The following is a 26,463-nucleotide window of genomic DNA, read 5'->3' as shown; positions in this document are numbered from 1 at the left end:
GCAGGTGGCTCACGTCCCAGTGCCCGACCCCACCCGGCAGCCGCGCCGGCCCGACTCATCGCCGGGGTGCGTCGTCCCAGCGACGCTTGGCGTCGCCACGTCGACGCACGTCGCGCCGCCCGCCGACGTGGGGAGAACCGGCGACGCCCAGCGTCGTCGGAACGCCGGACGCCCGTCCCTCGCGCCGGCGGCCACCCGCCCCTGACGCCGGCGGCCACCGGCCCCTCACGCCACCGGCCACTCCTCCACGCGGGCGGGCGCGGCCGGGACGACCGACGCCGCCATCGCCGCGAGCCGGTCGCGGCTCGGCCTGCGCTCGCCCGGGCGGATCTCGGCGAGCGCGGCGGCGGAGGCGTGGACCGCACGCCCGAGGAACGGCGCCGGCTCGGCGTCGAGGCCGTCCGCCGCGAGATCGCGGCGCAGGCTCGCGGCGATGCGGTCGGGGACGCGGCGCAGCGCCGCCTCGACGTCCGTCGCGACCGCCGACGTCGCGTGCGCCGCCGTGCACCGCAGCAGGCGCGCCCCCGCGGGCCGAGCTGCGCCGTGGTCGAGGATCGCGCGCGCAGCAGCCGTCGCCCGTTCGCGGGCCGGTCGTCCCGCCGTCGCTCGCTCCGCGGCGTCGAGGCGGTCGAGGACCCGCTCCACCTCGGCCTCGACCGCGCGGAGGAAGAGGATCTCCTTCGACTCCACGTGGGCGTAGAGCGTCGGCTTCGCGACGCCGACCGCCTCGGCGAGCTCGCTCGACGAGATGCCGTGCAGGCCGTCGGCGGCGAAAGCGTCGGCGAGAGCGGCGAGGTCGATGCGGGCGCGGGGCCGGGCCACGCGGCCATTGTGTTGCTGAACCGCCCGGTTCATCTTCGACCGCCGGGCGCGAGCTCGCGCCACCGGCTCCGACCGAGTGTCGATGGAGGCACCGACCACCTGTCAGCACCGTGTCGGGCCATGAGCACGACCCTCGAACGACCGACGGAGCGGGGCACCGCTTCGGGCTCCACCGGCAAGCGTCCGCGCCGGGGGCGCTGGCTCGACCACTGGGACCCGGAGGACCCCGCGTTCTGGGAGTCCGAGGGCAAGGCGATCGCCCGCAAGAACCTCGCCTTCAGCGTCTTCGCCGAGCACGTCGGCTTCAGCGTCTGGGTCCTGTGGACGATCGTCGTCATCAACCTCGGGAACGTCGGCATCTCGCTCTCGCTCTCCGAGCTCTTCTGGCTCACGGCCGTGCCGAACCTCATCGGCGCGTTCCTGCGGATCCCCTACACGTTCGCCGTCCCCCGCTTCGGCGGCCGGGCGTGGACCGCGATGAGCGCGGGGCTGCTCCTCGTCCCGTGCACCCTGCTCGCCGTCGTCGTCCCGAGCGGATGGCTCGCCGGCCAGTCGCACGACACGCAGTTCTGGGTCCTGCTCGCCTGCGCGGCGACCGCCGGCGTCGGCGGCGGCAACTTCAGCTCGTCGATGGCGAACATCTCGTTCTTCTATCCCGAGCGCAAGAAGGGCTTCGCGCTCGGGCTCAACGCGGCGGGCGGCAACCTCGGCGTCGCGGTCACCCAGCTCCTCGTGCCGCTCGTCATCATCGTCGGCGTCCCCGCCGCGGCGGTGAAGCAGCCGGTCCACGAGGTCCACCTCGCCTACGCCGGCCTCATGTGGATGCCGCTCATCGTCATCGCCGTCCTCGGCGCCTGGCTCTACATGGACTCGATCAGCGAGGCGAAGGCGGACACGAGCTCGTACCGCAGGTCGCTGCGACACGGCCAGACGTGGGTGATGAGCCTGCTCTACATCGGGACGTTCGGCTCGTTCATCGGCTTCTCGTTCGCCCTCCCGCTCGTCATCAAGAACACGTTCCCGGAGTTCCTCGCCGACCACCCGTTCATCGCCACGTACCTCGCCGGCCTGGGCTTCATGGGCGCGCTCCTCGGCTCGGTCTCCCGGCCCTTCGGCGGCTGGCTGTCCGACCGCCTCGGCGGCGCCCGCGTCACGCTCGGCTGCTTCCTCGGGATGGGCGCCTTCACGCTGCTGGCGATCGTCGGCGTCCAGGAGCACAGCTTCGCCGTCTTCTTCGGAGCCTTCATGGCGATCTTCGTCCTCGCCGGCATGGGCAACGGCTCGACCTACCGGATGATCCCCGCGATCTTCGGCACCCTCGGCCGCGAGCACGCCGCCCGCGAGGGCCTCGACGTGAAGGCGACGACCGCGGACTTCAAGCGCCGCGCCGCCGCCGTCATCGGCATCGCCGGGGCCGTCGGCGCGTTCGGCGGCTTCCTCATCCAGGTGATCCTGCGCGAGGCGAGCCTCGGCGTCACCGCGGCGGTGAAGGCCGCCGAGACCCCGGCCGCCAAGCTCCAGGTCGCGATCGAGCAGGCCGACTGGTCGGTCCCCGCGCTCTGGGTCTTCTTCGCCTCCTACGTCGTCTTCGCGGCGCTCACCTGGGCGGTCTACCTGCGCCAGGCCCCCGCCGGCTCGCGCATCCCGAGCTTCGCCCGGGCCGCCGCCTGACCGTCGCCCCTCCCTCCCGGAAGGACTCTCACCATGCTTCTCGATCCTCTCGATCACATCCTCGTCGTCGGCGGCGGCATCGCCGGCCAGGCGGTCTGCGAGGCGGTCCGCGACCTCGCCCCGGACGTCCCGCTCACGCTCGTCTGCGGCGAGGAGCACGCCCCCTACGACCGCGTCCGCCTCGGCGACCTCCTCGACGACGGCGACGTCGACGGGCTGCGGCTGCGCCCCGAGGGCTGGTACGCCGACGCCCGCATCGACCTGCGACTCGGCACGCGGGTCTCCGCGCTCGACCCCGACGCGGGCACGGCGACGCTCGACGACGGGACGACGCTCCGCTTCGACCGCGCGGTGCTCTGCACGGGCTCCGACGCGTTCGTGCCGCCCTTCGCGGGACACGACCTCCCCGGGGTCGAGGTGTTCCGCGACCCGGCGGACTGCGCGGCCATCCTGGGTGCCGCGCGGTCCGCCCGCCGGGCGGCCGTCATCGGCGGCGGCCTCCTCGGCCTCGAGGCCGCGCACGCGCTCGCGAAGCTCGGCACGCCGACGACCGTCGTCCACCTCGTCGACCGGCTCATGGAGCGCCAGCTCGACGCGCCCGCCGCCGCGCTGCTCGCCCCCGCGATCGAGGCGCTCGGCGTCGACGTGCGGCTGCAGACCGCGACGGACGCCGTCCTCGCCGGGGACGACGGGCGGGTCGCCGGCCTGCGCTTCGCGGACGGGACGACCCTCGACTGCGACCTCGTCGTCGTCGCCGTCGGCATCCGGCCGCACGTCGATCTCGCCCGCGATGCCGGCCTCGCCGTCGAGCGCGCGATCGTCGTCGACGACCGTCTCGTCACCTCGCACCCGCGCGTCCTCGCGGTCGGCGAGTGCGCCGAGCACCGCGGCGTCGTGCACGGGATCGTCGCGCCGATCCACGACCAGGCCCAGGTCGCCGCGCGCACCCTCCTCGGGCAGGAGGGCGCCTACGGCGGCTCGGTCCCCTCGGCGAAGCTCAAGGTCATGGGCGTCGACCTCGTCACCGCCGGCGCGGCGGAGGGCGAGCGCGAGGTCGTCGCCGCCGACGGCGCGGCCGGGACGTACCGCAAGCTCGTCGTCGACGCCGACGGCACGGTCCGCGGCGCGGTCCTCCTCGGGGACGCGGGCGGCGCCGAGCTGCTCGTCGACGCGGTCCGGACGGCGCGCGTCGCCGAGGACCCGCTCGCGCTCCTCGCCGAGGCCTCGCAGGCGACCGCCGCCGAGCTGCCCGACACCGCGCAGGTGTGCAACTGCAACGGGGTCTGCAAGGGCGAGATCGTGGGAGCGATCCGCGACGGCGGTCTCGGCTCGACGCAGGAGGTCGTCAACGTCACGCGGGCCGGCGCCGGGTGCGGATCGTGCAAGCCCGTCGTGAGCGAGCTCCTGCAGATCGAGCGGGCGGGAGCCGCCGAGGAGCCCGCCTATCTCTGCCCGTGCCGCAAGCAGACCCGCGAGGAGCTCGCCGCCGTGGTGCGCGAGCGCGGCGTCGAGTCGGTCGGCGAGCTGAGCGAGGCGTGCGGGACCGGCCGCGACTGCGGCGCCTGCAAGCCGGGGCTCGCCTATCTCGTGAGCGAGATCCAGAAGGGGCGTTTCCGCGAGGAGCGCCACGCGCGGTTCATCAACGACCGCGTCCACGCGAACATCCAGAACGACGGGACGTTCAGCGTCGTCCCGCGGATCCGCGGCGGCGTCGTCACGAGCGACGAGCTGCGGCGCTTCGCCGACGTCGCCGACAAGTACGAGCTGCCGATGATCAAGATCACCGGCGGCCAGCGGATCGACCTCCTCGGCGCGCGCAAGGAGCAGCTCCCGGCGATCTGGGAGGAGCTCGGGATGCCGTCGGGCTACGCGTACGCGAAGGCGGTCCGCACGGTGAAGACCTGCGTCGGCACGCAGTTCTGCCGCTTCGGGCTCGGCGACGCGATCACGGTCGGGATCGACTTCGAGCGCGAGATGGAGGGTCTCCACACGCCGCACAAGGTGAAGGCCGCGGTGACGGGCTGTCCGCGCAACTGCGCCGAGGCCTACGTGAAGGACATCGGGCTCGTCGCAATCGAAGGCGCGTGGGAGATCTACGTCGGCGGCGCCGCCGGAGCGACCGTCCGCAAGGGCGATCTCCTCGCGACGGTCGAGACCGCGCAGGAGGCGAAGCGCGTCGCGCTCGCCTACCTCCAGCACTACCGCGAGAACGGCGAGCACCTCGAGCGCACGTACGCGTTCCAGGAGCGCGTCGGGCTCGAGGCCGTGCAGGCCGTCGTCCTCGACCCGGCGCAGCAGGCCGCGCTGCTCGAGCGCTTCGCGATCGCGAAGGCCGCGTGCGACCCGGACCCCTGGCGCGAGCGGCGTGATCCCGTCCACCCGCGGCAGTTCAGCGAGCTCGACTCCGACCCGGAGGGCCTCGACCTCGTCGCCGTCGCCGCCGCCGGCCTCGAGGGGACGGTCCGATGAGCACCTGGACCCGCATCGCGGGCGCCGCCGACGTCCCGCTCCTCGAAGGTCGCAGCACGACCGTCGCGGGTCGCCGCATCGCGGTCTTCCGCCTGCCGGACGGCTGGGCGGCGACCGATGCGGCCTGCCCGCACCTCGGCGGCCCGCTCTCGGACGGCATCGTCGCGGACGCGTGCGTCACCTGCCCGCTCCACCTGCGGCGCTTCGACCTGCGCACCGGCGCGCAGATCGGCGGCACGGACACCGTCGCCGTCCACGAGATCGAGGAGCGCGACGGCGAGCTGTGGGTGCGACTCGCCGACGAGCCGCTCCTCGAGGACGCGGCGTGACCGGCGGCGAGCGGACCCGGACCGTCCGCACCGGCTGCCCGTACTGCGGCACGGGCTGCGGACTCGTCGCCGAGGTGGGCGGGGGGCGGATCGCGGCGGTGACGGGCGACGCCCTGCACCCCGTCAACCGCGGCGCGACGTGCCGCAAGCCGCTGCGGCTGCCGGAGGCGCTCGCCGCACAGGACCGCGCGACGGTCCCGCTCGTCCGCGACGCGCTCGACGCCCGCTGGCGGCAGCGGACCTGGCGGCAGGTGACCGCCGACCTCGCGCAGCGCCTGCGCGAGACCCGCGACCGGCACGGCGCGGACGCGATCGCGTTCTACCTCTCGGGCCAGATGCTCACCGAGGACTACTACGTCGCCTCGAAGCTCGTGAAGGGCTTCCTCGGGACGAACAACCTCGACTCGAACTCGCGGCTGTGCATGTCGAGCGCCGTCGCTGGCTACACGGGCGCGCTCGGGTCGGACGGGCCGCCCGCCTCGTACGCCGACCTCGACGTCACCGACCACGTCCTCGTCCTCGGCTCGAACACGTCGGCGTGCCATCCGATCGTGTGGTCGCGCCTGCGCCGCCGGCAGCAGGAGGGCGCGACGATCACGGTCGTCGACCCGCGGCGCACGCCGACCGCCGAGGCCGCCGACCTGCACCTCGCGGTGCGCCCGGGGGCGGACCTGCCGCTGCTCGCGGCGATGCTCCACGTCCTCGAGGGCGAGGGCCTCCTCGACGACGCGTTCCTCGCGCGGCACGTCGACGGCGCCGAGGACGCGCTCGCGGCGGCGCGCGAGTGGACGCCGGGGCGCGCCGCCGAGGCGACCGGCCTCGCCGCCGAGGACATCGTCCGCGCGGCGCGCACGTTCGGCGGCGCGCGCCGCGCGATGACGATGTGGTCGATGGGCGCCAACCAGTCGACGGTCGGGACGCTGAAGAACCGCGCGCTCATCAACCTCTGCCTCGCGACGGCGAACATCGGGCGGCCCGGCACGGGCCCCCTGTCGCTCACCGGCCAGCCGAACGCGATGGGCGGCCGGGAGTCGGGCGGGCTCGCGCACCTCCTCCCCGGCTACCGGCGGGTCGACGACCCCGACCACCGCGCGGAGATGCGCGCGCTGTGGCGGATCCCGTCGAGCGAGCCGGGGATCTCCCCGGCACCCGGCCTCCCCTCGACCGAGCTCGTCGAGGCGCTCGAGGACGGGAGCGTCAAGGTCGTGTGGATCATCGCGACGAACCCGGTGGTCTCGCAGCCGGACGCCGCGCGCTTCGCGGCCGCGCTGCGGCGGGCGGACCTCGTCGTCGTCCAGGACGCCTACCACCCGACCGAGACCGGGGCCCTCGCCCACGTCGTCCTCCCCGCCGCCCAGTGGGGCGAGCGCGACGGCACGCAGACGAACAGCGAGCGACGGGTGTCGCTCATGCGCAAGCTCGTCGACCCGCCCGGCGACGCCCTGCCGGACTGGAAGATCCTCGCCCGGGTCGGCCGCGCCCTCGGGCACCCCGAGGCGTTCGGCTGGCGCACCGCCGAGGAGGTCCACGCCGAGTACGTGCGCACGACCGACGGCCGGCTCTGCGACCAGACCGGCCTCTCGTACGACCGCCTCGCGCGACAGGGGCCGCTCCAGTGGCCGGTCCCCGCGCGCGGCGTCGACGGCGAGGACCACCCGGGCAGCGAGCGGCTCTACACGGGCAGGCGGTTCCCGACCGCGGGCGGGCGGGCGCGGATGATCGCGACGCCGCACGCGGAGCCGGCGGAGGCGCCCGACGCCGACCACCCGCTCGTCCTCGTCACCGGCCGCGTCGCGCACCAGTGGCACACGATGACGCGCACGGGGAAGGCGAAGGACCTGCTCGCCGCCGAGCCCGAGCCGTTCGTCGAGCTGCACGCCGGCGACGCCGAGCGGGCGGGCGTCGCGGACGGCGACCGCGTCGTCGTCCGCTCCCGCCGCGGCCGGGCGACGCTGCGACTCCGCGTCTCGGACGCGGTCGCGCCGGGCGTCGCGTTCGCGCCGTTCCACTGGGGCGCGCTCCACCTCGAGCCGGGGGCCGGCGCCCTCAACGGCGTCGTCGGGCGGTCGGTCGATCCGACGTCGAAGCAGGCCGAGCTGAAGGCGAGCGCGGTGCGGGTGGAGCCGGTCCCCGTCGGCCCGGGTGCGCGGCGACCGGCCACGGGAGGGCGAACCCCGCGGCGCCTCGTGGTGGTCGGCGGCGGCATGGCGGGGATGGCGACCGTCGAGGCGGCCCTCGAGCACGCCCCCGCCGGCGGCGCCGAGTGGGACGTCACGATCGTCGGCGACGAGCCGGTCGCCCCGTACAACCGCGTCCTGCTGTCGAACGTCCTCGCGGGCGCGGTCGGCGCGGGGGACCTCGCGCTGCGCCACCCGCAGTGGCTCGAGCGGCACGGCGTGACGCTGCGCCTCGGCGTGCCGGCGCGTCACGTCGACACGCAGGCGCGCACCGTCGAGCTCGCCGACGGCGACGTCGTGCCCTACGACGACCTCGTGCTCGCGACGGGCTCGGTCCCGTTCGTGCCGCCGGTCGACGGCATGGCCCGCGAGGGCGTCCACGTCTTCCGCACGCTCGCCGACACGCGCGCGATCACCGAGGCGGCGCGGACCGCCCGACGCGCGGTCGTCGTCGGCGGCGGGCTCCTCGGGCTGGAGACCGCGCGGGGCCTGCGCGAGCACGGCGTCCGCGTGACGGTCGTCCACCTCGCCGACCGGCTGATGGAGCAGCAGCTCGACGCGCCGGCGGCGTCGCTGCTGCGCCGGGCGCTGCGCGATCTGAAGATCGACGTGCGGACCGGCGCGCGCACCGAGGCCGTGCTCGGCGACGGTGAGGGGCGCGTCCGCGGGGTCCGGCTCGAGGGCGGCGAGGAGGTCGACGCCGACCTCGTCGTCGTCGCGGCGGGCATCCGGCCGAGCGTCGACCTCGCCCGCACGGCGGGCCTCGAGGTCGAGCGGGGCGTTCTCGTCGACGACGAGCTGCGCACGAGCGCGCCCGGCGTCCGCGCCGTCGGCGAGTGCGCCGAGCACCGCTCGACGGTCTACGGGCTGTGGGCGCCGCTCCTCGAGCAGGCCCGCGCCGCGGGCGCGTCGCTGAGCGGGCGGCCGGCGGCGTTCCACGGCGCGACCCCCGCGACGACGCTGAAGGTCGCCGGGATCGACCTCTTCTGCTGCGGCCGCGTCACCGAGGAGCCGGGCGACGAGGAGGTCCTCGCGCTCGACACCCGCCGCGGCCGGTACCGGCGCCTGCTCGTCCGCGACGGCCGGCTCGCGGGGGCGATCCTCCTCGGCGACCTGCGCGACGCGCGCGAGCTGCGCCGACTGCTCGCCGAGCGCGAGGAGGTCCCCGCCGAGCTGCTCGACGGCCCGCCGTCGCACGCGAACGCCGACGCCGAGGCGAGCGCCGAGGTCGACCCCGCGACGAACGTCTGCTCCTGCCAGGGCGTGAGCCACGGCGAGATCGCGCACGCGGTCCGCGACCGCGGCCTGAGGACGGTCGAGCAGGTCGCCGAGCACACGCGCGCCGCGACCGGATGCGGAGGCTGCCGGTCCGACGTCGCGGAGATCGTGCGCCGGCTGCGCGAGCGCGAGCCCGCCGGCATCGCGTGAAGACCCCAACTGCCCTGACGAAACTCACTCCTGACGTGAGTTTCGTCAGCGAGGGTGGGCGGTTCAGGCGTCGGCGACGCCGACCCGGCGGCACATCCGCCGCAGCGCGCACTCCCCGCAGGCCGGGCGCTGGGCGTGGCAGGTGCGTCGCCCGTGCCGCAGCAGGTTCATGTGCAGCTCGAGACCGGCGCCGCGCGGCGTGAGCGCGTTCATCGCGTCGTGCATCTCCGGGTCGAGCGACGCCCCCGGGCGGAAGAGCCCGAGCCGCGTCCCGACGCGTGAGACGTGGGTGTCGACCGGCACGTCGTGCAGCCCGTAGGAGAAGAGCAGCACGCACGCCGCGGTCTTGCGGCCGACGCCGGGCAGCGCGCAGAGGAGCTCCCGCGACCGCTCGACCGGCACGCGCTCCATCCACTCCAGATCGAGCGGGGACGAGGAGCGGGTCGTCCGCGCGCGGCGGTCGCGGATCGCGTTCTGGTCCTCGACCGCGGCGAGGATCGCCGAGATGCGGGCGCTCTTCACCTTCGAGATGCCGCCCGGCCGGATCGCCTCCTCGATCTCCGGCACCGGGGCCGCCGCGACCTCCTCCCACGAGGGGAAGCGCTCGCGGAGCCGGAGGAAGGCGACGTCCCGGTTGCGGTCGTTCGTCGACTGCGAGAGGACGGTGAGCACGAGCTCCGCGAGCGGATCGCGATGCGGCGGCTGGACCGGGACGCCGTAGAGCTCGGCGAGCCGGGTGCGCAGCGACCGGACGCGGGCCCGACCGGGCGGCTCCCACTCCTCGCGCGGCACCACCTCGACCGGGACGGGCACCGCGGCGGCGCGGCGCCCGCCGGCCGGCGTCACGAGGCGGGGCGGTCGGCCCGGGCCTCGAGCGCGCCCCACCGCTCCGTCGCGCGCGCCGCCGCCTCGACGCCGTCCTGCAGCCCCGCCGCGATGGCGGCCGGGTAGAAGTCGGTCGTCGCGAGCCGGGCGAGGAGGATCCCGGTGAGGACGTCGCCCGCCCCGACGGTCGAGATGGGCGAGGCCGGGCTCCCGGGGACGTCGATGCGCATCCCGCCGCCGCGCAGGATCGCGCCCTCGGCGCCGCGGGTGATGACGACGTGCCGCGCGCCCGCGGCGAGGAGGCCGTCGGCCTGCCGGCGGACGTCGAGCTCGCCGGTGATGAGCCGACCCTCCTCCTCGTTGCACCGCACGAGGAACGTCCCGTCGAGATGCTCGCGCGCCGCCTCGACGGCGCGGGCCGGCTCCGACCAGCGGTGGAGGCGGAGGTTCGGGTCGAACACGATCGGCAGTCCGCGCTCGATCGCCCCGGCGCGCGCCCGCTCGGTGACGTCGCGCTCCGCCGCGCCGACGAGGGAGTTCGTGCCGTAGAACAGCGAGCCGGCGGCGGCGACCGCCTCGTCGATCTCGTCGGCGAGCGCGCCGACCGCCGCGCCGATGCCGCGCCCGTAGATGAGATAGCTCGGCTCGCCGGAGGCGTCGAGCGTGACGAAGGCGAGAGGCGTCTCCTGCTCGGCGAGGAGTCGGAAGCGCGACGTGTCGATGCCCTCGGCGGCGAGCCGGTCGCGCAGCCACCGGCCCCACCCGTCGTCACCCGCGCCGCCCGCGAGCGTGATCCGCGCCCCCTCGCGCGCGGCCGTGACGGCGACGTTCGCCGCGGCGCCGCCGAAGTGGGGGACGAACGCGTGCGCCTGCGAGAGGTCGTCGACCGGCGCTTCGCACATGAGGTCGACGATCGCCTCGCCGAGGCAGAGCGTGGTCATGGGCGGAAGTGTCCCAAGCGCGGCTATCGTTCGCCCGCATGGACGCCACGGCCGACGTCGCAGTCCGCACCGAGGACCTCGACGGCCAGCCCGTCCGCTGGCACGAGGCGCCCTCCGTCGACGGAGGCGCTCCCGTCCTCTACGTCCACGGCGTGCCGACGAACGGCGAGCTGTGGACGCCGTTCCTCGAGCGGACCGGGGGCCTCGCCCCCGACCTCCCCGGCTTCGGCCGCAGCGGGAAGCGCGGCGACGGCGACTTCACGCTCGACGGCTACGACCGCTGGATCGAGCGCTTCCTCGAGTGGCGCGAGATCGACCGCTTCCGGCTCGTCGTCCAGGACTGGGGCGGCGTCGCCCTCGCGACGGCGTCGCGGATGCCCGAGCGCGTCGAGCGGCTCGTCGTCATGAACGCCCTGCCGCTCCTGCCCGGCTACAAGTGGCACCGCCTCGCGCGCGCGTGGCGCACGCCGGGGCTCGGCGAGGTCGCCGTCGGCCTCATGACGCGGTGGACGATCAAGCAGCTCTCCCGGGAGTCCAACGCGACGAAGGGGCCCATGCCCGACGAGTTCCTCGACCTCGTCGCACCGTGCATCGATCAGGGGACGCAGCGCGCGATCCTGCGCCTCTACCGCTCCGCCGACCCCGAGCGCCTCGCCGCCGCCGGCGCGCACCTCGGCGACCTCGACTGCCCGGCCCGCGTCTACTGGGGTCAGGAGGACCCGTACATCCCGGCCCGCTTCGGGGCCGAGTACGCCGACGCGCTCGGGAACGCCGAGCACGTGCCCCTGCCCGATGCGGGCCACTGGCCGTGGTACGACCGCCCGGAGCTCCTCGACGAGGTCGCGGCCTTCCTCCTCGCGGACGGGTGAGCGCCCTCCTCCGGGTGCCGGCGTGGGCGGTGGCGGCCCTCGGCGCGGCGCTCGTCGTCGTCCTCGAGCCGCCGAGCGCCGACCTCGCCGCCGCGATCTACCGCGCGGACCTCGTCGAGCGCATCGGCCTCGGCCTCTGGAACAACGGCTGGTACGCCGGCCACCACACGCCCGCCTACAGCGTGGTGTACCCGCCGCTCGCCGCGGCGCTCGGCGTGCGGATCCCCGCGGCGCTCGCGATCGTCGCCGCGTCGTGGCTCTTCGCCCGGCTCGCCGAGCGCCACTGGGGCGGCGACCGCGCCCGGGCAGCCGCGCTGTGGTTCGCGGTCGCGCTCGTCGCCAGCCTCCTCAGCGGGCGCCTGCCGTTCACGCTCGGCGTCGCCGTGGCCGTCGGCGCGCTCGTCGCGCTCCAGGCCCGCCGGCTCGCGGTCGCGGCGGTCCTGGCCCTCGTCGTCCCCTTCGCGAGCGCGGTCGCGGCCCTGTTCCTCGCGATGGCCGCGGTCGCGTGGGGCCTCGCGGACCGTGAGCGCCGGACCGTCTCCGCGGCGCTCCTCGCCGGCGCGGCCCTCGGTCCCGCCCTCGCGCTCGCGGCGCTCTTCCCCGAGGGCGGGACCGAGCCGTTCGTCGCCTCGGCCTTCTGGCCGGGGCTCGCCGGCGTCGTCGCGCTCGGTCTCCTCCTCCCCCCGCAGGAGCGGGCGCTGCGCATCGGGGCGGCTCTGTACGCGCTCGGATGGGTGGCGACGGGTGTCCTCGAGACGCCGCTCGGCGGCAACGTCACCCGGCTCGGGACGCTCGTCGCCGGGCCGGTGCTCCTCGGGGCCGCGGCGGGACGGCGCCCGACGGGGCTCGTCGTCGCGCTCGCGATCCCGTTCGCCTACTGGATCGCCTACCCCGCCGTGCGCGACGTCACCCGGGCCGCCGGCGACCCCTCGACCGACGCGGCCTACTACGCGCCGCTGCTCGCGGCCATCGACCGCGAGGCGGCCGGCGCGACCGGCTCGTTCCGGGTCGAGATCCCGTTCACCGAGAACCACTGGGAGGCGGCGCGCGCCGCGCCGCACGTCCCGCTCGCACGCGGCTGGCAGCGCCAGCTCGACCGCAAGCACGCGGAGCTCTTCTACGAGGACCCGCTCGCGCCGGCGGCCTACCGCGCGTGGCTCGACGCGCACGCCGTCCGCTTCGTCGCCGTCCCCGACGTCCCGCTCGACGAGGCGGGCGAGGACGAGGCGGCGCTCGTCGCCGCGGGGCTCCCGTACCTCGACCGGGTGTGGGAGGGGGAGCACTGGACCCTCCACGAGGTCGCCGAGCCCGCCCCGCTCCTCGGGGGCGTCCCGGGGGCGGCCCGCCTCACCGCCGCCGACGCGGTGACGATCGACGCCCGCGGGACCGGCGAGGCGCTCCTCCGCGTCCGGCACACCCGGTGGTGGCGCGTCGCCGGCGGCGACGGCTCCGCCTGCGTCGAGGAGGGCGAGGACGGCTTCACGCGCCTGCGCATCACGCGACCGGGACGGATCGAGATCGCGGCGCGCCTCACCGGGGGCCGCTGCGGGTAGGCGCGCCGCGCATCCTTCTCGCTGAGCGGGAAGGATGCGCGGCAGGATGTCACCAGACCGTCGGGGAGGCCTTCCACCGGCGTTCACCGGATGGCTACAATCTGCCGCCGTGGAGGCCCGCCTCACAGCTCTGCGGGCGCGCCTGTTCCCCCGCGGCGTCATCGACGTCGCGCTCCAGGTCGCCCTCTTCTTCGCGATGTACTACGCGTACAGGACGCTGCGCGGGATCATCGACACGCCCGACGTGGCGGCGGTCGCCTTCGAGAACGCGCGCAACCTCATGGACATCGAGCGCTCGCTCGGGCTGTTCATCGAGCCGAGCGTGCAGGGGTGGGCGTCGAGCACCGGCTTCCTCACGGACGGCGCGAGCCTCCTCTACGTCAACGCGCAGACCTCGGTGACGGTCGGCGCGCTCATCTACCTGTACCTCCGCCACAACGCGCAGTTCTACTTCGTGAGGAACATGTTCTTCGTCGCGTTCCTCATCGCGGTCGCGGGCTACATCCTCTACCCGACCGCGCCACCGCGCTTCTTCCCGGAGTGGGGATTCTTCGACGCGGTCGCGGAGTTCAGCGGCGTCCACAGCACCGACCCGTCGCTCGTCAACGAGCTCTACAACCCCTACGCCGCCGTGCCGTCGATGCACATCTGCTTCGCGCTCATGATCGGCATGCCGCTCATGAAGCTCGCGAAGACCCGGCCCGTGCGCTGGTTCTGGGGCTTCTACCCGGTGCTCGTCCTCTTCGTCATCGTCGTCACCGGCAACCACTTCATCGCCGACGCCTTCCTCGGCGCCGTCACCGCCGGCATCGCGGCGATCGCCGCGAGGCACATGGCGCGCGTGCGACCCGCGCAGTGGGCGTGGAAGCCCGCAGTCTCACCGGCGACCGCGTAGCCTCTCCGACCGCCATGAGCACACCGACCCCGCGCGGCGTGCGACGGGAGATGATGCGCAACGCGCTCATCGAGTCGCGCCTCACCCCGAACGCGATCTCGCTGACGGGGCTCGCCCTCCACTTCGTCGCCGCCGCCCTCCTCTGGGAGCGGCACTTCGTCCTCGGCGGCATCGCGTTCATCGTCGGGTCGATCTGCGACACCCTGGACGGCCGCTACTCGCGCATGTCGGGCAAGGGGACGCCCTTCGGCGCGTTCCTCGACTCGACGCTCGACCGCATCGAGGAGGCGATCATCCTCACGGTCGTCGCCCGCTACTTCAGCCAGACCGGGGACGACACCGCCGTGGTCGCGTGCGTGGTGGCGGTCGCCGGCTCGCTGCTCGTGAGCTACACCCGTGCCCGGGCCGAGGCCCTCGGCGTCGAGTGCAAGGTCGGGTTCGCGAGCCGCGCCGTGCGGGTCGTCATCCTCTCGGTCGGCCTGCTGTTCGCGGAGGGCCCGGGGGACATCGAGCTCCTCGCCCCCTCGGTGTACGTCCTCGCCGCCCTCTCGCTCATCACGACGCTCCAGCGGATCTTCCACGTGCGGCGGGAGCTGTCGAGGCCACCGGCGTCGCCCTGACCCCGGGGGGCGGGTCGTCGTCGTCCCGGGCTCCCGACGCGCGTAGCATGCATGCGGTGACCCCGCCCCCTCTTGCGATCGCCCACGTGACGCCGTATCCGTGGGACGGCGAGGCGCGCGTGCCCGGCGCCGCGGGAGAGGTCAATCGCGCGATCGCCCGGACGACGGAGCGCCTCGCCGAGCGCGGCCACCGCGTCCTCGTCATCGCGCCCTCGACGCGCAGCGAGGACGTGCGCGCGACGCGACGCGCGATGCGCTCCGGAGCGGACCTCTTCGACGGTGAGGGGCCGGTCGCGGTCGCCCACGTCGGCGAGGTCCTCACCGCGCCGGGGACGGTGCGCCGCGGCGCCGGCGTCCCCGTCGACGTCGCCAGGACGGTCGAGGAGCTCATGGGCGCCGTCTCGCTCGACATCTGCCACGTCCACGAGCCGTTCGGCCCGTCGGTCGCGAGCGTCGCGCTGCGCCACTCGCGCGCGCTCAACGCCGCGACCTTCCACGCCCCGACGGAGCGCGTCGTCGCGACGCAGGTGACGAAGAAGCTCGTCGAGCTCGTCTTCGGGCGGATCGACGCCCGCCTCGCGAGCTTCCGCGCGACCGCCGACCTCATGGCGCGCCACTTCCCGGGCCGCTACGACGTCCTCGTGCCCGGCGCGGACGGGCCCCCGGAGTCGGCGCCGTCGCGGGCGACGTACACCGGGGCGAAGGTGAAGATCGTCTTCATCGACGAGGAGGAGCGCGGGGCTCTGCGGACGTTCCTGCGGGCGCTCCGCCGCCTCGACGCCGGCCCCGCCGCCCCGCCCTGGGAGGCGGTCGTCGTCAGCGCGCGGGGGCCGTCGTCCTCGACGCCGCTCAGCCACGACCTCCGCGCTCGCGTCCGCTTCGCCGACGGGTCGACGGCGGACGACGAGCTCGCGAACGCCCACGTCGCCGTCTGCGCGAGCGACGGGGCGGCGCCGGCCCCCGGGGTCCTCCTGCGTGCCGTCGCCGCGGGCGCGGTCCCCGTCGCCGCGCGGCTCCCCGTCTACGAGGAGCTCGCCGGCGACGGCCGCGGCGCGCTCTTCGACCCGCGTGACGTCGACGCGCTCACCAGCCAGCTCGAGCGCCTCGTCTGCGACTCCGCGCTTCGCGAGCGGCTGCGCGCGGGCGGGGAGGCGCTGCGCGCCACGCTCACGTGGGAGCGCGCGACCGACGACCTGGAGGCCGTCTACACCGAGCTCGTCGCGCGCCGCCACGACCCCGCGGGGAAGCCCGACGTCCGCCGGCGCCTGCGGGGGCGGCGCCTCATCGACGTCGACCTCCACATGCACACCGACCACTCGCACGACTGCGCGACGCCGGTCGAGGTGCTTCTCGCGACCGCGCGTGACCAGGAGCTCGGGGCGATCGCCGTCACCGACCACAACGAGGTCTCGGGTGCCTTCGAGGCGGCCGAGAAGGCCGCCGACTTCGGCGTGAAGGTCATCGTCGCCGAGGAGGTGAAGACGGCGAACCAGGGCGAGGTGATCGGGCTCTTCCTCGAGAAGAAGATCCCGCGCGGCATGACGCTCGAGGAGACCGTGCGCGAGATCAAGCGCCAGGGCGGCCTCGTCTACGTCCCGCACCCGTTCGACCGGATGCACGCCGTCCCCGACTACGAGCACCTCCTCACGATCATCGACGACATCGACGCGATCGAGATCTACAACCCGCGCGTCGCGATCGGCTCGTTCAACGAGGAGGCGGAGCGGTTCGCCGCGAAGTACCGCATCGTCGCCGGCGCGGGCTCGGACTCCCACGTCGCGCAGGGGCTCGGCTCGGTCCGGATCCGGATGCGGGACTTCGACGGGCCGGAGGAGTTCCTCGAGTCGCTGCGCGACGCCGAGATCCACACGAAGCCGTCGAGCCTCCTCTACGTCCAGGCCCTCAAGTTCCTCGAGACGAAGGCCACTCCGGCGGGCGCGCGAAGGGCGCGGCGCGCGCGGCGGATCGAGAGGGCGACGCGCAAGGGCTGATGCAGGGCGAGGACGGATCGCACGCCCCGTCGAATGAGTCGGGGCCGATGCCTGCCACCGACGACGAGATCCGCGAGAAGTACCTCGAGCGCGCGATCCGCGAGCTCAACCACCTCACGCGTGATCTCCAGGCGTGCGACCGCTGCCCGCGCGGGAGCCTCATGCCGGTCCTCGGCAGCGGCCACCCGCAGGCCGACGTCTTCCTCCTCAAGCAGAGCCCGACGCCGGCGGAGATCGAGGAGGGCGTCGCCTTCTACGGCCGCGGTGGGACCGCGATCATGAAGAGCCTCGAACGGCTCCGCATCGACCCGCTCGTCGTCTACGGGACGGTGTGCGCGAAGTGCCCCGTCTCCGACGTCGCCCTCGCCGACCCGGGCTGCGTCGCCCGCGTCGTCGAGGAGCTCGCCGTCGTCCAGCCGAAGATCGTCGTCGTCATGGGCGACGACGCCCTCGCGACCCTCTCCGACCTCGACGTCCCGCTCGCCCGCCCGGTCGCACCCGAGCCCGGGGTCGTGCAGCAGCTCACGCCGTCGATCGACCTCCTCTTCACGCCGAGCATCGACGACGCGCTCGACGAGGAGGAGTCGAAGCGGGCGTTCTGGCGGGCGTTCCGGGTGCTCGGCGACTGGTACGCCGACCTTCCGCCGTACTGAGGCGGGGAGGCACGGGTGGACGTCGCGGCGACCCTCGGCGCGCTCGGCATCGGGCTCGTCGCCCTCGCCGTCGTCCCGCTCGCCGACTCCTGGCTCGCGCTCGCGCTCGTCTCGCTCGCCGCGGCGCTCGCGATGGGCGCCGCCGAGGCCGCCGACGCGGCGGTCGCCGCGACCCCCTTCGAGGTCCTCGCCTACGGGTGCGCGGGAGCCGTGTTCGCGCGCGTCTTCGAGGGCCGTCCGCTCGCCGTCGGCGTCCCGCTGCTCATCGCCGCGATCGACGTCGCGGCGCTCGGCGGACCCGTGGGGGACGCCGGCTCGGCGGCGCCGTCGTCGTTCCCCGAGGGTGGAGACCCGCTCACCCTCGCGCTCCCGGAGACGGGCCTCACGAGCCCGCTCGTGGAGGTGACGGTCGTCGTCTTCCTCGTCGCCTCGGCCGTGTGGGCGCGCCGGCTCGCCCCGACGCCGTCGAGGGCGTGGAGCGTCGGCGCGCCGCTCGCGCTCGCCCTCGTGCCGGCGGTCGGCGTCGCGGTCGCCTCGGCGACCGACCGCGCGCTCCCGCTCGTCGCCCTCGTCGGCCTCGTCGCGCTCGCGATCCAGGGCGCCCAGCTCGTCGCCGAGCGCCGGATGGCCCCACCCGCCTGACGAAGCTCACTCCAGTCGTGAGTTTCGTCAGCGGGGGTGGCCGTTCAGGACATCTCGAGGACGATCTTCCCGAGCTTGCCGCCGGCGGCGAAGTGCTCGTAGGCCTCGTGGACCGCGTCGAGCGCGTAGGTCTCGGCGACGGGGACGCGGGCGTCGCCGCGGGCGAGGAGCGGGAGGACGCTGCGCTCCATCGCGCGGGCGGTCATCGCCTTCTCCTCGAGCGGCCGGGCGCGCAGCGTCGATGCGCGCAGCGTCCCCCGCTTGCCCATGAGCGCGAGGAGGTTCACCTCCGCCTTCGGGCCCGCGCCGACGCCGATGACGACGACACGGCCCCCGGTCGCCAGCGCCTTGAGGTTCCCCTTCATGTTCGGCGCCCCGACGAGCTCGAGGACGACGTCGAAGGGCCCGTGCTCCTCGAAGCCCTCGGGGTCGAGGACGTCGTGGGCGCCGAGATCGGCGACCGCGTCGCGGAGGTCGGGGTTGCGGACCGTCGCGGTGACGTGCGCGCCCGCGGCGCGGCCGAGCTGCACGGCGGCCGTGCCGACGCCGCCTGCGGCGCCGTGGACGAGGAGGCGCTCGCCGGCGCGGAGCCCGCACTGCTCGAACACGGCGTCGTGGGCGGTCGTGAAGACCTCCGGCGTGCCGCCCGCGGCGGGCCAGTCGAGCGCCTCGGGAACCGGCATGAGCTGGCGCTCGTGGACGACGCAGAGCTCTCCCTGCCCACCGCCGCCGACGATCGCCATGACGCGGTCGCCGACGGAGAACCGCGAGGGGCCGTCGGGGTCGCCGAGCGCGGCGACCTCCCCGGCGAGCTCGAGCCCAGGGATGTCCTGGGGGTCCCCGGGAGGCGCGGGATACGCGCCCTTGCGCTGGAGGATGTCGGCGCCGTTGAGCCCCGCGGCCTTCACGCGGACGAGGACCTCGCCCGGGCCGGGCTCGGGGTCTGGGTGCTCTTCGACGGCGACGGCGCCGTCCCGGATCGTCGCTGCTCGCATGGGCGGCACGTTACCCCGACCGTCCGCTCTCCTCTGCATCCACGTCGCCCGCTTCGCCCGCCGCCCGATTCCCGCCGATGCTCGTCGCCAGCAGAAGCGCCGCGCCGAGACGCACCGACGAAGGATCCGGCTCGCGGCCGAGAAGCCCACTGACCCGTCGTATCCTGTTGCGCACGGTGTTCCGGTGCACGCCGAGCGCTCGGGCGGTCGCGGCGGCGTTCCCGCGGCACGTGAGAAAGGCGTGCGCCGTCGCACACAGGATCTCGTTCCCGCCGGCGGGGTCGGCGAGGGGCCCCAGCTCGGCGACGAGGAACGCCTCCATCGCCGTCCGGTCGGCGGAGAGCAGAGCGACCAGCTCCACGTCCTCGTAGAGGGTCGGCGAGGCCGCCGACGGAGCGATCGACGCGACCCTCTGGGCGGCGATGGCCTCGTGATGGCTGCGCCGGAATCCGTCGACGCCGCGACCGTCGCGGCCGACGGTGATGCGCATCCCGGACTGAGGCGCGGACACCCGCGTGAGTCCCGAGCGGTCCGGCGGCGACGGCGTTGCGACCCATCCCCAGAGGCCGTTCGCGCCGGAGGGCACCGTGAGCGCCCGGGCAGCCCCGAGGGCAGCGGCGATCTCGGTCGCCACCGCCTCCAGCGCTCCGAGTGAGATCCCGGCGAGCTCGCTCCGACCCGCGCGGATGACGAAGGCCGTCTGCACCTGCGCGAGGTCATGCGCGAGAGCGAGACCGGTCGCGCTCGCGGGAACGTCCTCGCCCCGCAGGATCGCGCCGACGATCTCGGCGCGACGCGCGAGCGCACCCCGAAGCCATCTCTCGCGCTCCTCCTGGTAGGTGCGTGCGAGGTGGTCCATCACGAGGTCGAGCCAGCGGCTCAGCCTGTCCCACGCGACGATGAGGACCTCCTCGCGGAGCCCGGGGTCGGCGATCTCGACGTGCGCGGCCCTCACGATCAGCTGCCAGAAGTGGGAGTGCCCCGCACGGAAGACCTTGAAGAGCACGACCACGTCGTCGCCGCGGCGGACGAGCGTGCGGCAGAAGTCGGCGCCGGCGAGCGGCTGCGGGGGGTCGACGCGTGCCCCGGGGGCCTGCACCGCCACCGCGAGCAGGGAGCGCAGGCAGTCTCCGGCGAGGGACTCGAGCTCCTCCCTCCACTCGGGGTCGTCCAGTCCGGGCACGTCCCTCAAGACGGCGCCGACCTCCTGCGAGACGATGTCGCTGCGGTCCGCATCGTCGAGCGCCTCGACGTGGGCGCGTATCCAGTTGTCCGCCGCAGCGGCGTCCCTCGACACGTCGCCGACCGTACCCCTCACGGGCGCCGCTGTCGTGTGCACTGGTGCACAACGATCGCCCGGAACTGTCGCGCCGGTGCCGATGACCTGGCGGCTCCTCGCTGGGACGCTCCTCCCATGACCTGGAATCCGCTCGATCCCGCTCTCGTGCCCGACCCCTACCCGCTGTACGCGGGACTGCGGGCATCCGATCCGGTCCACTTCGAGCCTGCGACGGGGTGGTGGTTCGTCACCGGTCACGAGGAGGCGCGCAGCGTCCTTCGCGAGCCGGGCGGAGAGATGCGGTTCGACGAGTTCCAGCGGATGCGACTGGGCCGCGACGCGAGCGACGAACCCTACGTCCGGGGGCTGCGGCACTTCGTGGCGGCCGTCCCCGACGAGCGTCACCACTGCGTCCGCGGAACGTTCGGCCGTCACTTCACACCCGACCGCGTCGAGGGGATGCGCGCGGCCACCGCGCGAGCCGCCGACGATCTCGTCCGGCGGCTCCGGCCCCGCGGCGAGGCCGAGCTCGTCGCCGAGTTCGCGCAGGCGCTCCCGCTCATGAGCATCAGCACGCTCCTCGGCATCGACGAGGCCGATCAGTCGGAGATCCTGCGGCACCTCACGCACTTCAAGCGCGCTGTGCAGTTCGCGCCGATGGACGCAGCGGCGCTCGCCGGGGCCAACGCGACGATCGCGGGGCTCGACGCGCACTTCACGACGCTCATCGCCCGCCGGCGCGAGAACCTCGGCGACGACCTGCTGTCGATGATGATCCGCGAAGCGGATGAGGGCGCGATCACGGAAGAGGAGCTCGTCGCCAACGCGTGGGGGCTCTTCGCCGGCGGCTACGACACGACCGCGGGAGGGATCGCCGTCGCGGTCATCCGCCTTCTCGCGTCCCCGGCCCAGCTGGAGATCCTCGGGGACGACCGGTCGCTCGTTCCTCGCGCGGTGGTCGAGGCGCTCCGGCACTCCGGTCCCGTCCAGGCGCAGCACCGCGTCTTCCGGCGACCCGTCGCGGTGGGCGGCCACGCCATTCCCGCCGACACGCCCATCATCTGCTACCTCATCGCCTCGAACCGCGATCCCCGATGGGTCGACCGGCCCGACGACTTCGAGGTGCGTCGCGCGAGCACGCAGCGCCATCTCGCATTCGGGGGCGGCAAGCGCGCGTGCCCGGGGCGGCACCTCGCGTCGATGACGATGGAGGTCGCCCTCGAAGCGCTGCTGGACGGGCTCCCCCGCCTGCGCACAGCGGGGCCCGTGATCTGGGACGTCGAGAACCTGCCTGCGCTCATGCCGAGTCGTGTCCCGGTGAGATGGGAGCCCGGAGCGGGATCGTGATCGGACGGCGTCGGCCCGGGCCCCGTGTACTCTGGCGCTCGTGGAGCCCGACGCCGCCGAGATCCGCGTCCTCGGCTGCCTCATCGAGAAGCAGCGCACGACGCCGGACCACTATCCGCTCACGCTCAACGCGCTCCGGCTCGCCTGCAACCAGTCGACGAACCGCGACCCCGTCGTCGACTACGACGACCACACGGTGCGCGAGGCGGCCCAGCGCCTGGGCCGCCGCCGCTGGGCGCGCCTCGCCAGCGGCCAGGGCTCGCGCGCCCCGAAGTACCGGCACCTCCTCGACGAGACGCTCGGGGTCGGCGACGACGAGATCGCGCTCCTCGCCGTCCTCATGCTCCGCGGCCCGCAGACCCCCGGCGAGCTGAAGGGCCGGGCCGACCGCATGCACCGCTTCGCCGACCTCTCCGAGGTGCAGCACGCGATCGAGAAGCTCATCGACCGGGGCCACGTCGAGAGGCTCGCGCGTCGCCCCGGGCAGAAGGAGGAGCGCTACGCGCAGACCCTCGGCGGTGCCGAGGAGACCGGCGCGGCGATCGTCGCCGGACGGTACGACGCCGAGGCCGACGAGGGCCTCGACCCCAGCGCGTTCGTCACCGGCCCGCCGCCGGCCGCCGCCCCGGCCGGCGAGGAGACCGCTCCCGCCTCCGGTGCCGTCGAGGACCTGCGCGCCGAGCTCACCGAGGTGCGGGACGAGGTCGCGCGCCTGCGCGACGAGGTCGCCGCGCTGCGCGCGGAGCTCGGGGGCTGATCGCCCTGCGCCAGGTTCGCGCGGCGCTCGCCGAGCGGCTGCGTCTCCACCTCTGGGCGGTGCCCGCCGGCGCGGCGGTCCTCGCGAGCGCGCTCGCGCTCGGTCTCGTGCAGATCGACCGCGAGATCGGGGAGCCGGTCCTCGGGTTCGACGGCGGCGCGCAGTCCGCCCGCGGCCTCCTCACGACGATCTCGACGGCGACCCTCACGGTCGCCGGCCTCGTCTTCAGCTCGCTCCTCATCGCCCTCCAGGTCGCCTCGACGCAGCTCTCCCCGCGCGTCATGCGCGCCGTGCTCCGCGACGCGTACGTCCGCAACGCCCTCGCCGTGTTCGTCGCGACGTTCACCTACGCGCTCGTCGTCCTCCGGGAGGTCGGGGACGAGGACGTCCCGACGCTCGCGGTGACCGTCGCGGTCGTCTTCGCGCTCGCGAGCGTCGCGATGCTCATCGTCTTCATCGACCACATGGCCCACACGATCCGGCCGTCGTCCGTCATCGAGCGCACCCGTGACGAGCTGCTCGGCCGCATCGAGCGCACCGTTCCGACGGACGAGCACGAAGAGCCCGCGTGGGTCGAGCCCGGCGGCCCGCGGCTCGCGCATCGAGGGCGCGGCGGGGTCGTCGCGTTCGTCGACGTCGCCGGGCTCGTGAATTGGGCCGCGACGCGCGACGTCGTCGTCAGCGTCGTGCCGCGGATCGGGGACTTCGTGCCGTGCGGCGCGCCGCTCTTCGAGATCGGGGGCGCGACCGCGAGCGCCGTCGCCGAGGACGGCGACTCGACCGACGAGCTGCACCGCCTCGTCCGCGTCGACCGCGAGCGCACGCCGCAGCAGGACATCGCGTTCGGCCTGCGCGAGCTCGTCGACATCGTCGCCCGCGCCCTCTCGACCGGGCTCAACGACCCGACGACCGCGACCCAGTCGATCGACGCGCTCCACGAGGCGATGCGGGTCCTCGCGACGCGTCCCGATCCCCCGGCGGTGCACTGCGACGACGACGGCGTCGCGCGAGCACGAGTCCGGCGCCTCTCGTGGGAGGACATGGTGCGGCTCGCCTTCGAGGAGCCGCGGCTCTACGGGACGACGAGCGTGCAGGTCCACCGGCGCCTGCGCGCCGTCCTCGATGACCTCCTCACGGTCGCGCGCCCCGAGCACCGGGCCGCGCTCGCGGCCGAGCGCGAGCGCCTCGACCGCGCGACCGACCGCGGGTTCGACGACCCCGACGACCGCGCCTCGTCGCGGGAGCCGAGCGCGCAGGGCTGAGGGGCCGCTCACTCCGGCGCGGCCGCTCGGCGGCGGCGCCGCCGCTCGATCCACACCCCGATGCCGAGCGCGGCGGCGAGCGGCGCGACGGCGAGCCACAGCCGCGGGTCGTCGAGATGGAGCGTCTCGAGCCGCGTCCCGAGGTAGACGAAGACCATCGTGAGGGGCGCGTAGCCGACGACGGTCGTCCAGCCGAACCGGAACCGCGGGAGGTGCGCGGCGCCCGCCACGTAGCCGGTGAGGCTGAACGGGACGACCGGGACGAGGCGCGCCGCGAGGAGGAGGACGGGCCCGCCGTCGGCGACCCACTCCCAGGCGCGGTCGGTGCGCTCGGCGCCGACGAGGCGGCGGATCGCGGGCCGCCCGAGATGACGGCCGATCTCGTACGTCGCGAGGGCCGAGAGGAGCCACATCGTGAGGCAGAACGCCGTCCCCCACCAGAACCCGTAGAGGAAGCCGGCGGCCGCCGTCGGGATCTCCGTCGGATACGGGACGACCGCGTGGACCATCATGAGGATCGCGAGCAGCGCGACGCCGCTCCAGCCGAGCCCGTCGACCTGCTCGCGGACGGCCTCGGTGTCGGCGCGCGCGGCGCTCGTCGCGATCTCCCGGAGGTCGGGCACCGCGCCCACCAGCCCGACGCAGAGGACGATCGCCCCGAGCGTCGTGAACGCCGCGGCACGGCGGACGTGCGCCTCGGGGAGGGTCATCGGACCCGATCATCCCGGACGGCGCGCCCGGCGGCGGGACGCCGCCGCCGGCCCGCCGCCTTGCACACGCGCGAGCGCCCTGCGACCATCGTGGCAGTCGTCACAACCTTCCGGAGGAGGTCCCATGGAGTCCGCCACCGCCCGCGTCCTCGTCGTCGCCCATCGCACGGCCGCGACCCCCGCGCTTCTCGAGGCCGTCCGCGAGCGCGCCGCCCGCGGCCCGGCCCACTTCACGCTCCTCGTCCCCAACGAGGCGCACGGCCTCCACAAGATCGTCGATCCGGAGGACACGTCGCAGGACGCCGTGCTCGCCGTGCTCGACCTCGCCCTCCCCCTGCTCTCGGAGGCCGCCGGCCACGAGGTCGAGGGGCTCATCGGCGTCGCGGAGCCGCTCACGGCGATCCAGGACGCCGTCAACATCCAGGGCTTCGACGAGATCATCCTCTCGACGCTCAGCCACCGCTTCTCGCGCTGGCTGCGGCTCGACCTCCCGAGCAAGGCCAAGGGCCTCGGCCTCCCGGTGACGACGGTGACCGCCGGGGAGCCCGCTTCGTCGCCGGTCGCGCCGGCCTGAGAGACGCTGCCGGAACGAGACAGCGGCTCTCCGGCAGCGGACCTCAGCCGTCCTCGCGCTCGGGGTTGCGGACCCCGCCGGGCCCCGCGCGCAGCAGGGCGACGCATTCGATGTGCGGCGTCTGCGGGAACATGTCCACCGGCCGGACCCGCTCGAGGACGTAGCCGGCCTCGACGAGCTGCGCGGCGTTCGGCGCGAGCGTCGTCGGGTTGCAGCTCACGTAGACGATGCGCTTCGGCGCCGCCTCGACGATCCGCCGGACGACCTTCTTCGAGAGACCGGCCCGTGGCGGGTCGACGACGACGACGTCGGGGCGGCTCGCCTCGCCGACGAGCTCGCGGAGGGCGAGCCGGACGTCCCCCGCGAAGAAGCGCGCGTTGCGGATCTCGTTGGACCGCGCGTTGGCGATCGCGTCCTCGACCGCCGCCTCCACGACCTCGAGGCCCCATACCTCACCGGCGCGGGTGGCGAGAGAGAGGCCGATCGTCCCGATCCCGCAGAAGAGGTCGTAGACGCGCTCCCAGCCCTTCAGCGCGGCGTACTCCGCGGCGACGCCGTAGAGGCGCTCGGCCATCTCGGTGTTCGTCTGGAAGAACGCCTCGGGGCTGATCGCGAACGTCAGCCCGCAGAGCTCCTCGTGGATCGCGGGACGCCCGGCGACGAGCTCGGAGAAGCCGCCCTGCGTCGTCTCCCCGACGCCCTCGACCTTCGTCCACACGAGGCTGTCGCACGGGACTGCGGCCTCGAGCGCGGCGCGATCGAGCTCCCCCGGCGACGTGACGAGCCGGACCTGCAGCTCGCCGGTCCGGCGGCCCTCGCGCACGACGAGGTTGCGGAGGAACCCGCCCCGGGTCCGGCGGTCGTAGGCGCTCATGCCCGTCTCGCGCGCCCAGGCGAGCACCTGCTCGCGGACCCGCTCGGCGCGCTCGGAGCCGAGCAGCGAGCCGCCGTCGACGATCGTCTCCCACGAGCCGGGAGCGTGGAAGCCGCAGACGATCCCGCCCTCGGCGTCGGGGTCCGGGCCGAACGAGAGCTCCAGCTTGTTGCGGTAGCGCCACTGCTCGACGGCCGGCACGATCTCCTCGAGCGTGAAGCCGTCGAGCTTGCCGATGCGGCGCAGCGCGTCCTCGACGTGCTCCTGCTTGTGCGCGAGCTGCTTCTCGTAGGGGAGGACCTGCCACGCCGCGCCCGGGTGATCGGCGGTCGGCGGGATGCGATCGGGGCTCGGCTCGAGGATGTCGAGCGCGACCGCCTCGCCGTAGGCGCGCTTGCGCTTCGTCACCCGCGCCCGCACGCGGTCGCCCGGGATCGCGCCCTGGACGAAGACGACCCACCCGCTCTCGTGGCGCGCCACGCCGTTGCCTCCGTGCGCGAGGCGGTCGACGACGAGCTCGAGCTCGTCGCCGGAGCGCGGGCGAGCGGCGGATGAGGCGGGGGCGTCCATCGCTGCAAGGATGGCAGCAGCATGGACCTCGACGCCTACCGGGACCGGGTGCAGGCCTACGTCACCGCCTGGAACGCCGCGCATCACGCCCGCTTCGCCGGCCACGTCGCACGCGACGCGACGGCCGAGGTCCACGCCGCCCACCGGGACTGCACGTCGGACGCCGCGCTCGACGCGCTCGCGGCCGCCGCGGCCGGCGACGACGGAGCG

General features: G+C 74.7%; 23 protein-coding genes. 16 read left to right on the top strand and 7 right to left on the bottom strand.

Annotated elements, in window-relative coordinates:
* Window positions 1-225: 225 nt before the first annotated feature.
* Window positions 226-822 (bottom strand): TetR/AcrR family transcriptional regulator, encoded by a 597-nt coding sequence (locus ACME2J_RS17470; RefSeq protein WP_495546221.1) that lies wholly within the window; start codon window positions 820-822, stop codon window positions 226-228.
* 120 nt (window positions 823-942) lie between these two features.
* Here ACME2J_RS17470 and ACME2J_RS17465 point away from each other — a divergent pair, with 120 nt between their 5' ends.
* The 4 genes from ACME2J_RS17465 to ACME2J_RS17450 are packed head-to-tail and all read left to right on the top strand — an operon-like array spanning window position 943 to window position 8,896.
* Window positions 943-2,493: an MFS transporter gene (locus tag ACME2J_RS17465; protein ID WP_495546220.1), complete on the top strand. Its 1,551-nt coding sequence runs from the start codon at window positions 943-945 to the stop codon at window positions 2,491-2,493.
* A 33-nt stretch (window positions 2,494-2,526) separates the two neighbouring features.
* Window positions 2,527-4,962, top strand: coding sequence for a nitrite reductase large subunit NirB (nirB, locus tag ACME2J_RS17460; protein WP_495546219.1), 2,436 nt, complete (start codon window positions 2,527-2,529; stop codon window positions 4,960-4,962).
* The gene (locus ACME2J_RS17455; protein ID WP_495546218.1) at window positions 4,959-5,291 is read left to right on the top strand and encodes a Rieske (2Fe-2S) protein; all 333 of its coding nucleotides are present in this window, start codon (window positions 4,959-4,961) and stop codon (window positions 5,289-5,291) included. The genes nirB and ACME2J_RS17455 overlap by 4 nt, the downstream gene beginning before the upstream one ends.
* Window positions 5,288-8,896, top strand: coding sequence for a molybdopterin-dependent oxidoreductase (locus tag ACME2J_RS17450; RefSeq protein WP_495546217.1), 3,609 nt, complete (start codon window positions 5,288-5,290; stop codon window positions 8,894-8,896). The genes ACME2J_RS17455 and ACME2J_RS17450 overlap by 4 nt, the downstream gene beginning before the upstream one ends.
* A gap of 63 nt (window positions 8,897-8,959) precedes the next feature.
* On the opposite strand, the gene ACME2J_RS17445 is transcribed toward ACME2J_RS17450, so the two are convergent.
* Together ACME2J_RS17445 and ACME2J_RS17440 are read right to left on the bottom strand one after the other, a co-directional pair.
* Complete coding sequence (locus ACME2J_RS17445; RefSeq protein WP_495546216.1) at window positions 8,960-9,742, bottom strand: endonuclease III domain-containing protein; 783 nt, start codon at window positions 9,740-9,742, stop codon at window positions 8,960-8,962.
* Entirely contained in the window at window positions 9,739-10,662 is a 924-nt protein-coding gene (locus tag ACME2J_RS17440; RefSeq protein ID WP_495546215.1) for a carbohydrate kinase family protein, read from the bottom strand. Before ACME2J_RS17440 ends, ACME2J_RS17445 begins: the two co-directional genes overlap by 4 nt.
* A gap of 38 nt (window positions 10,663-10,700) precedes the next feature.
* Between ACME2J_RS17440 and ACME2J_RS17435 the strand changes: the two genes are divergently transcribed.
* The 7 genes from ACME2J_RS17435 to ACME2J_RS17405 all read left to right on the top strand — a co-directional run bounded on the left by ACME2J_RS17435 (window position 10,701) and on the right by ACME2J_RS17405 (window position 17,885).
* A complete protein-coding gene (locus ACME2J_RS17435) occupies window positions 10,701-11,531 on the top strand; it encodes an alpha/beta fold hydrolase (protein WP_495546214.1) in 831 nt (276 codons plus the stop codon).
* Window positions 11,528-13,084, top strand: coding sequence for a hypothetical protein (locus ACME2J_RS17430; RefSeq protein ID WP_495546213.1), 1,557 nt, complete (start codon window positions 11,528-11,530; stop codon window positions 13,082-13,084). Before ACME2J_RS17435 ends, ACME2J_RS17430 begins: the two co-directional genes overlap by 4 nt.
* Before the next feature lie 109 nt (window positions 13,085-13,193).
* Window positions 13,194-13,979 (top strand): phosphatase PAP2 family protein, encoded by a 786-nt coding sequence (locus ACME2J_RS17425; RefSeq protein ID WP_495546212.1) that lies wholly within the window; start codon window positions 13,194-13,196, stop codon window positions 13,977-13,979.
* Between the two features lie 14 nt (window positions 13,980-13,993).
* Window positions 13,994-14,599: a CDP-alcohol phosphatidyltransferase family protein gene (locus ACME2J_RS17420; protein WP_495546211.1), complete on the top strand. Its 606-nt coding sequence runs from the start codon at window positions 13,994-13,996 to the stop codon at window positions 14,597-14,599.
* A 56-nt stretch (window positions 14,600-14,655) separates the two neighbouring features.
* Window positions 14,656-16,590, top strand: coding sequence for a PHP domain-containing protein (locus ACME2J_RS17415; protein WP_495546210.1), 1,935 nt, complete (start codon window positions 14,656-14,658; stop codon window positions 16,588-16,590).
* Between the two features lie 47 nt (window positions 16,591-16,637).
* Window positions 16,638-17,243 (top strand): uracil-DNA glycosylase family protein, encoded by a 606-nt coding sequence (locus tag ACME2J_RS17410; RefSeq protein WP_495546209.1) that lies wholly within the window; start codon window positions 16,638-16,640, stop codon window positions 17,241-17,243.
* 15 nt (window positions 17,244-17,258) lie between these two features.
* The gene (locus ACME2J_RS17405) at window positions 17,259-17,885 is read left to right on the top strand and encodes a hypothetical protein (protein WP_495546208.1); all 627 of its coding nucleotides are present in this window, start codon (window positions 17,259-17,261) and stop codon (window positions 17,883-17,885) included.
* A 44-nt stretch (window positions 17,886-17,929) separates the two neighbouring features.
* On the opposite strand, the gene ACME2J_RS17400 is transcribed toward ACME2J_RS17405, so the two are convergent.
* Window positions 17,930-18,880 carry a zinc-binding dehydrogenase gene (locus ACME2J_RS17400; protein ID WP_495546207.1) on the bottom strand — a complete coding sequence of 317 codons (951 nt, stop codon included), beginning with the start codon at window positions 18,878-18,880 and terminating at the stop codon, window positions 17,930-17,932.
* A 10-nt stretch (window positions 18,881-18,890) separates the two neighbouring features.
* Window positions 18,891-20,177, bottom strand: a complete 1,287-nt coding sequence (locus ACME2J_RS17395; protein WP_495546206.1) for a PucR family transcriptional regulator — start codon at window positions 20,175-20,177, stop codon at window positions 18,891-18,893.
* 117 nt (window positions 20,178-20,294) lie between these two features.
* Here ACME2J_RS17395 and ACME2J_RS17390 point away from each other — a divergent pair, with 117 nt between their 5' ends.
* Genes ACME2J_RS17390 through ACME2J_RS17380 form a run of 3 tightly spaced genes read left to right on the top strand, consistent with a single transcriptional unit; the run spans window position 20,295 to window position 23,525 of the window.
* Window positions 20,295-21,506 (top strand): cytochrome P450, encoded by a 1,212-nt coding sequence (locus ACME2J_RS17390; protein ID WP_495546205.1) that lies wholly within the window; start codon window positions 20,295-20,297, stop codon window positions 21,504-21,506.
* 40 nt (window positions 21,507-21,546) lie between these two features.
* Window positions 21,547-22,263, top strand: a complete 717-nt coding sequence (locus ACME2J_RS17385) for a YceH family protein (protein WP_495546204.1) — start codon at window positions 21,547-21,549, stop codon at window positions 22,261-22,263.
* Between the two features lie 59 nt (window positions 22,264-22,322).
* Window positions 22,323-23,525, top strand: coding sequence for a DUF2254 domain-containing protein (locus ACME2J_RS17380; RefSeq protein ID WP_495546203.1), 1,203 nt, complete (start codon window positions 22,323-22,325; stop codon window positions 23,523-23,525).
* Between the two features lie 8 nt (window positions 23,526-23,533).
* On the opposite strand, the gene ACME2J_RS17375 is transcribed toward ACME2J_RS17380, so the two are convergent.
* Window positions 23,534-24,235 (bottom strand): TVP38/TMEM64 family protein, encoded by a 702-nt coding sequence (locus tag ACME2J_RS17375; protein WP_495546202.1) that lies wholly within the window; start codon window positions 24,233-24,235, stop codon window positions 23,534-23,536.
* A gap of 124 nt (window positions 24,236-24,359) precedes the next feature.
* Between ACME2J_RS17375 and ACME2J_RS17370 the strand changes: the two genes are divergently transcribed.
* Entirely contained in the window at window positions 24,360-24,809 is a 450-nt protein-coding gene (locus ACME2J_RS17370; RefSeq protein ID WP_495546201.1) for a hypothetical protein, read from the top strand.
* Window positions 24,810-24,852: 43 nt separating this feature from the next.
* Here the strand turns inward: ACME2J_RS17370 and rlmD are convergent, their stop codons facing one another.
* The gene (gene rlmD, locus ACME2J_RS17365) at window positions 24,853-26,253 is read right to left on the bottom strand and encodes a 23S rRNA (uracil(1939)-C(5))-methyltransferase RlmD (protein WP_495546200.1); all 1,401 of its coding nucleotides are present in this window, start codon (window positions 26,251-26,253) and stop codon (window positions 24,853-24,855) included.
* A 21-nt stretch (window positions 26,254-26,274) separates the two neighbouring features.
* Here rlmD and ACME2J_RS17360 point away from each other — a divergent pair.
* On the top strand, window positions 26,275-26,463 hold a 189-nt coding region (locus ACME2J_RS17360; protein WP_495546199.1), incomplete at its 3' end, for a hypothetical protein.

The sequence above is a fragment of the Paraconexibacter sp. genome (assembly GCF_059438195.1).
The sequence above is the reverse complement of the archived record's forward strand: the minus strand, read 5'-3'. Positions and strand labels throughout refer to the sequence as shown.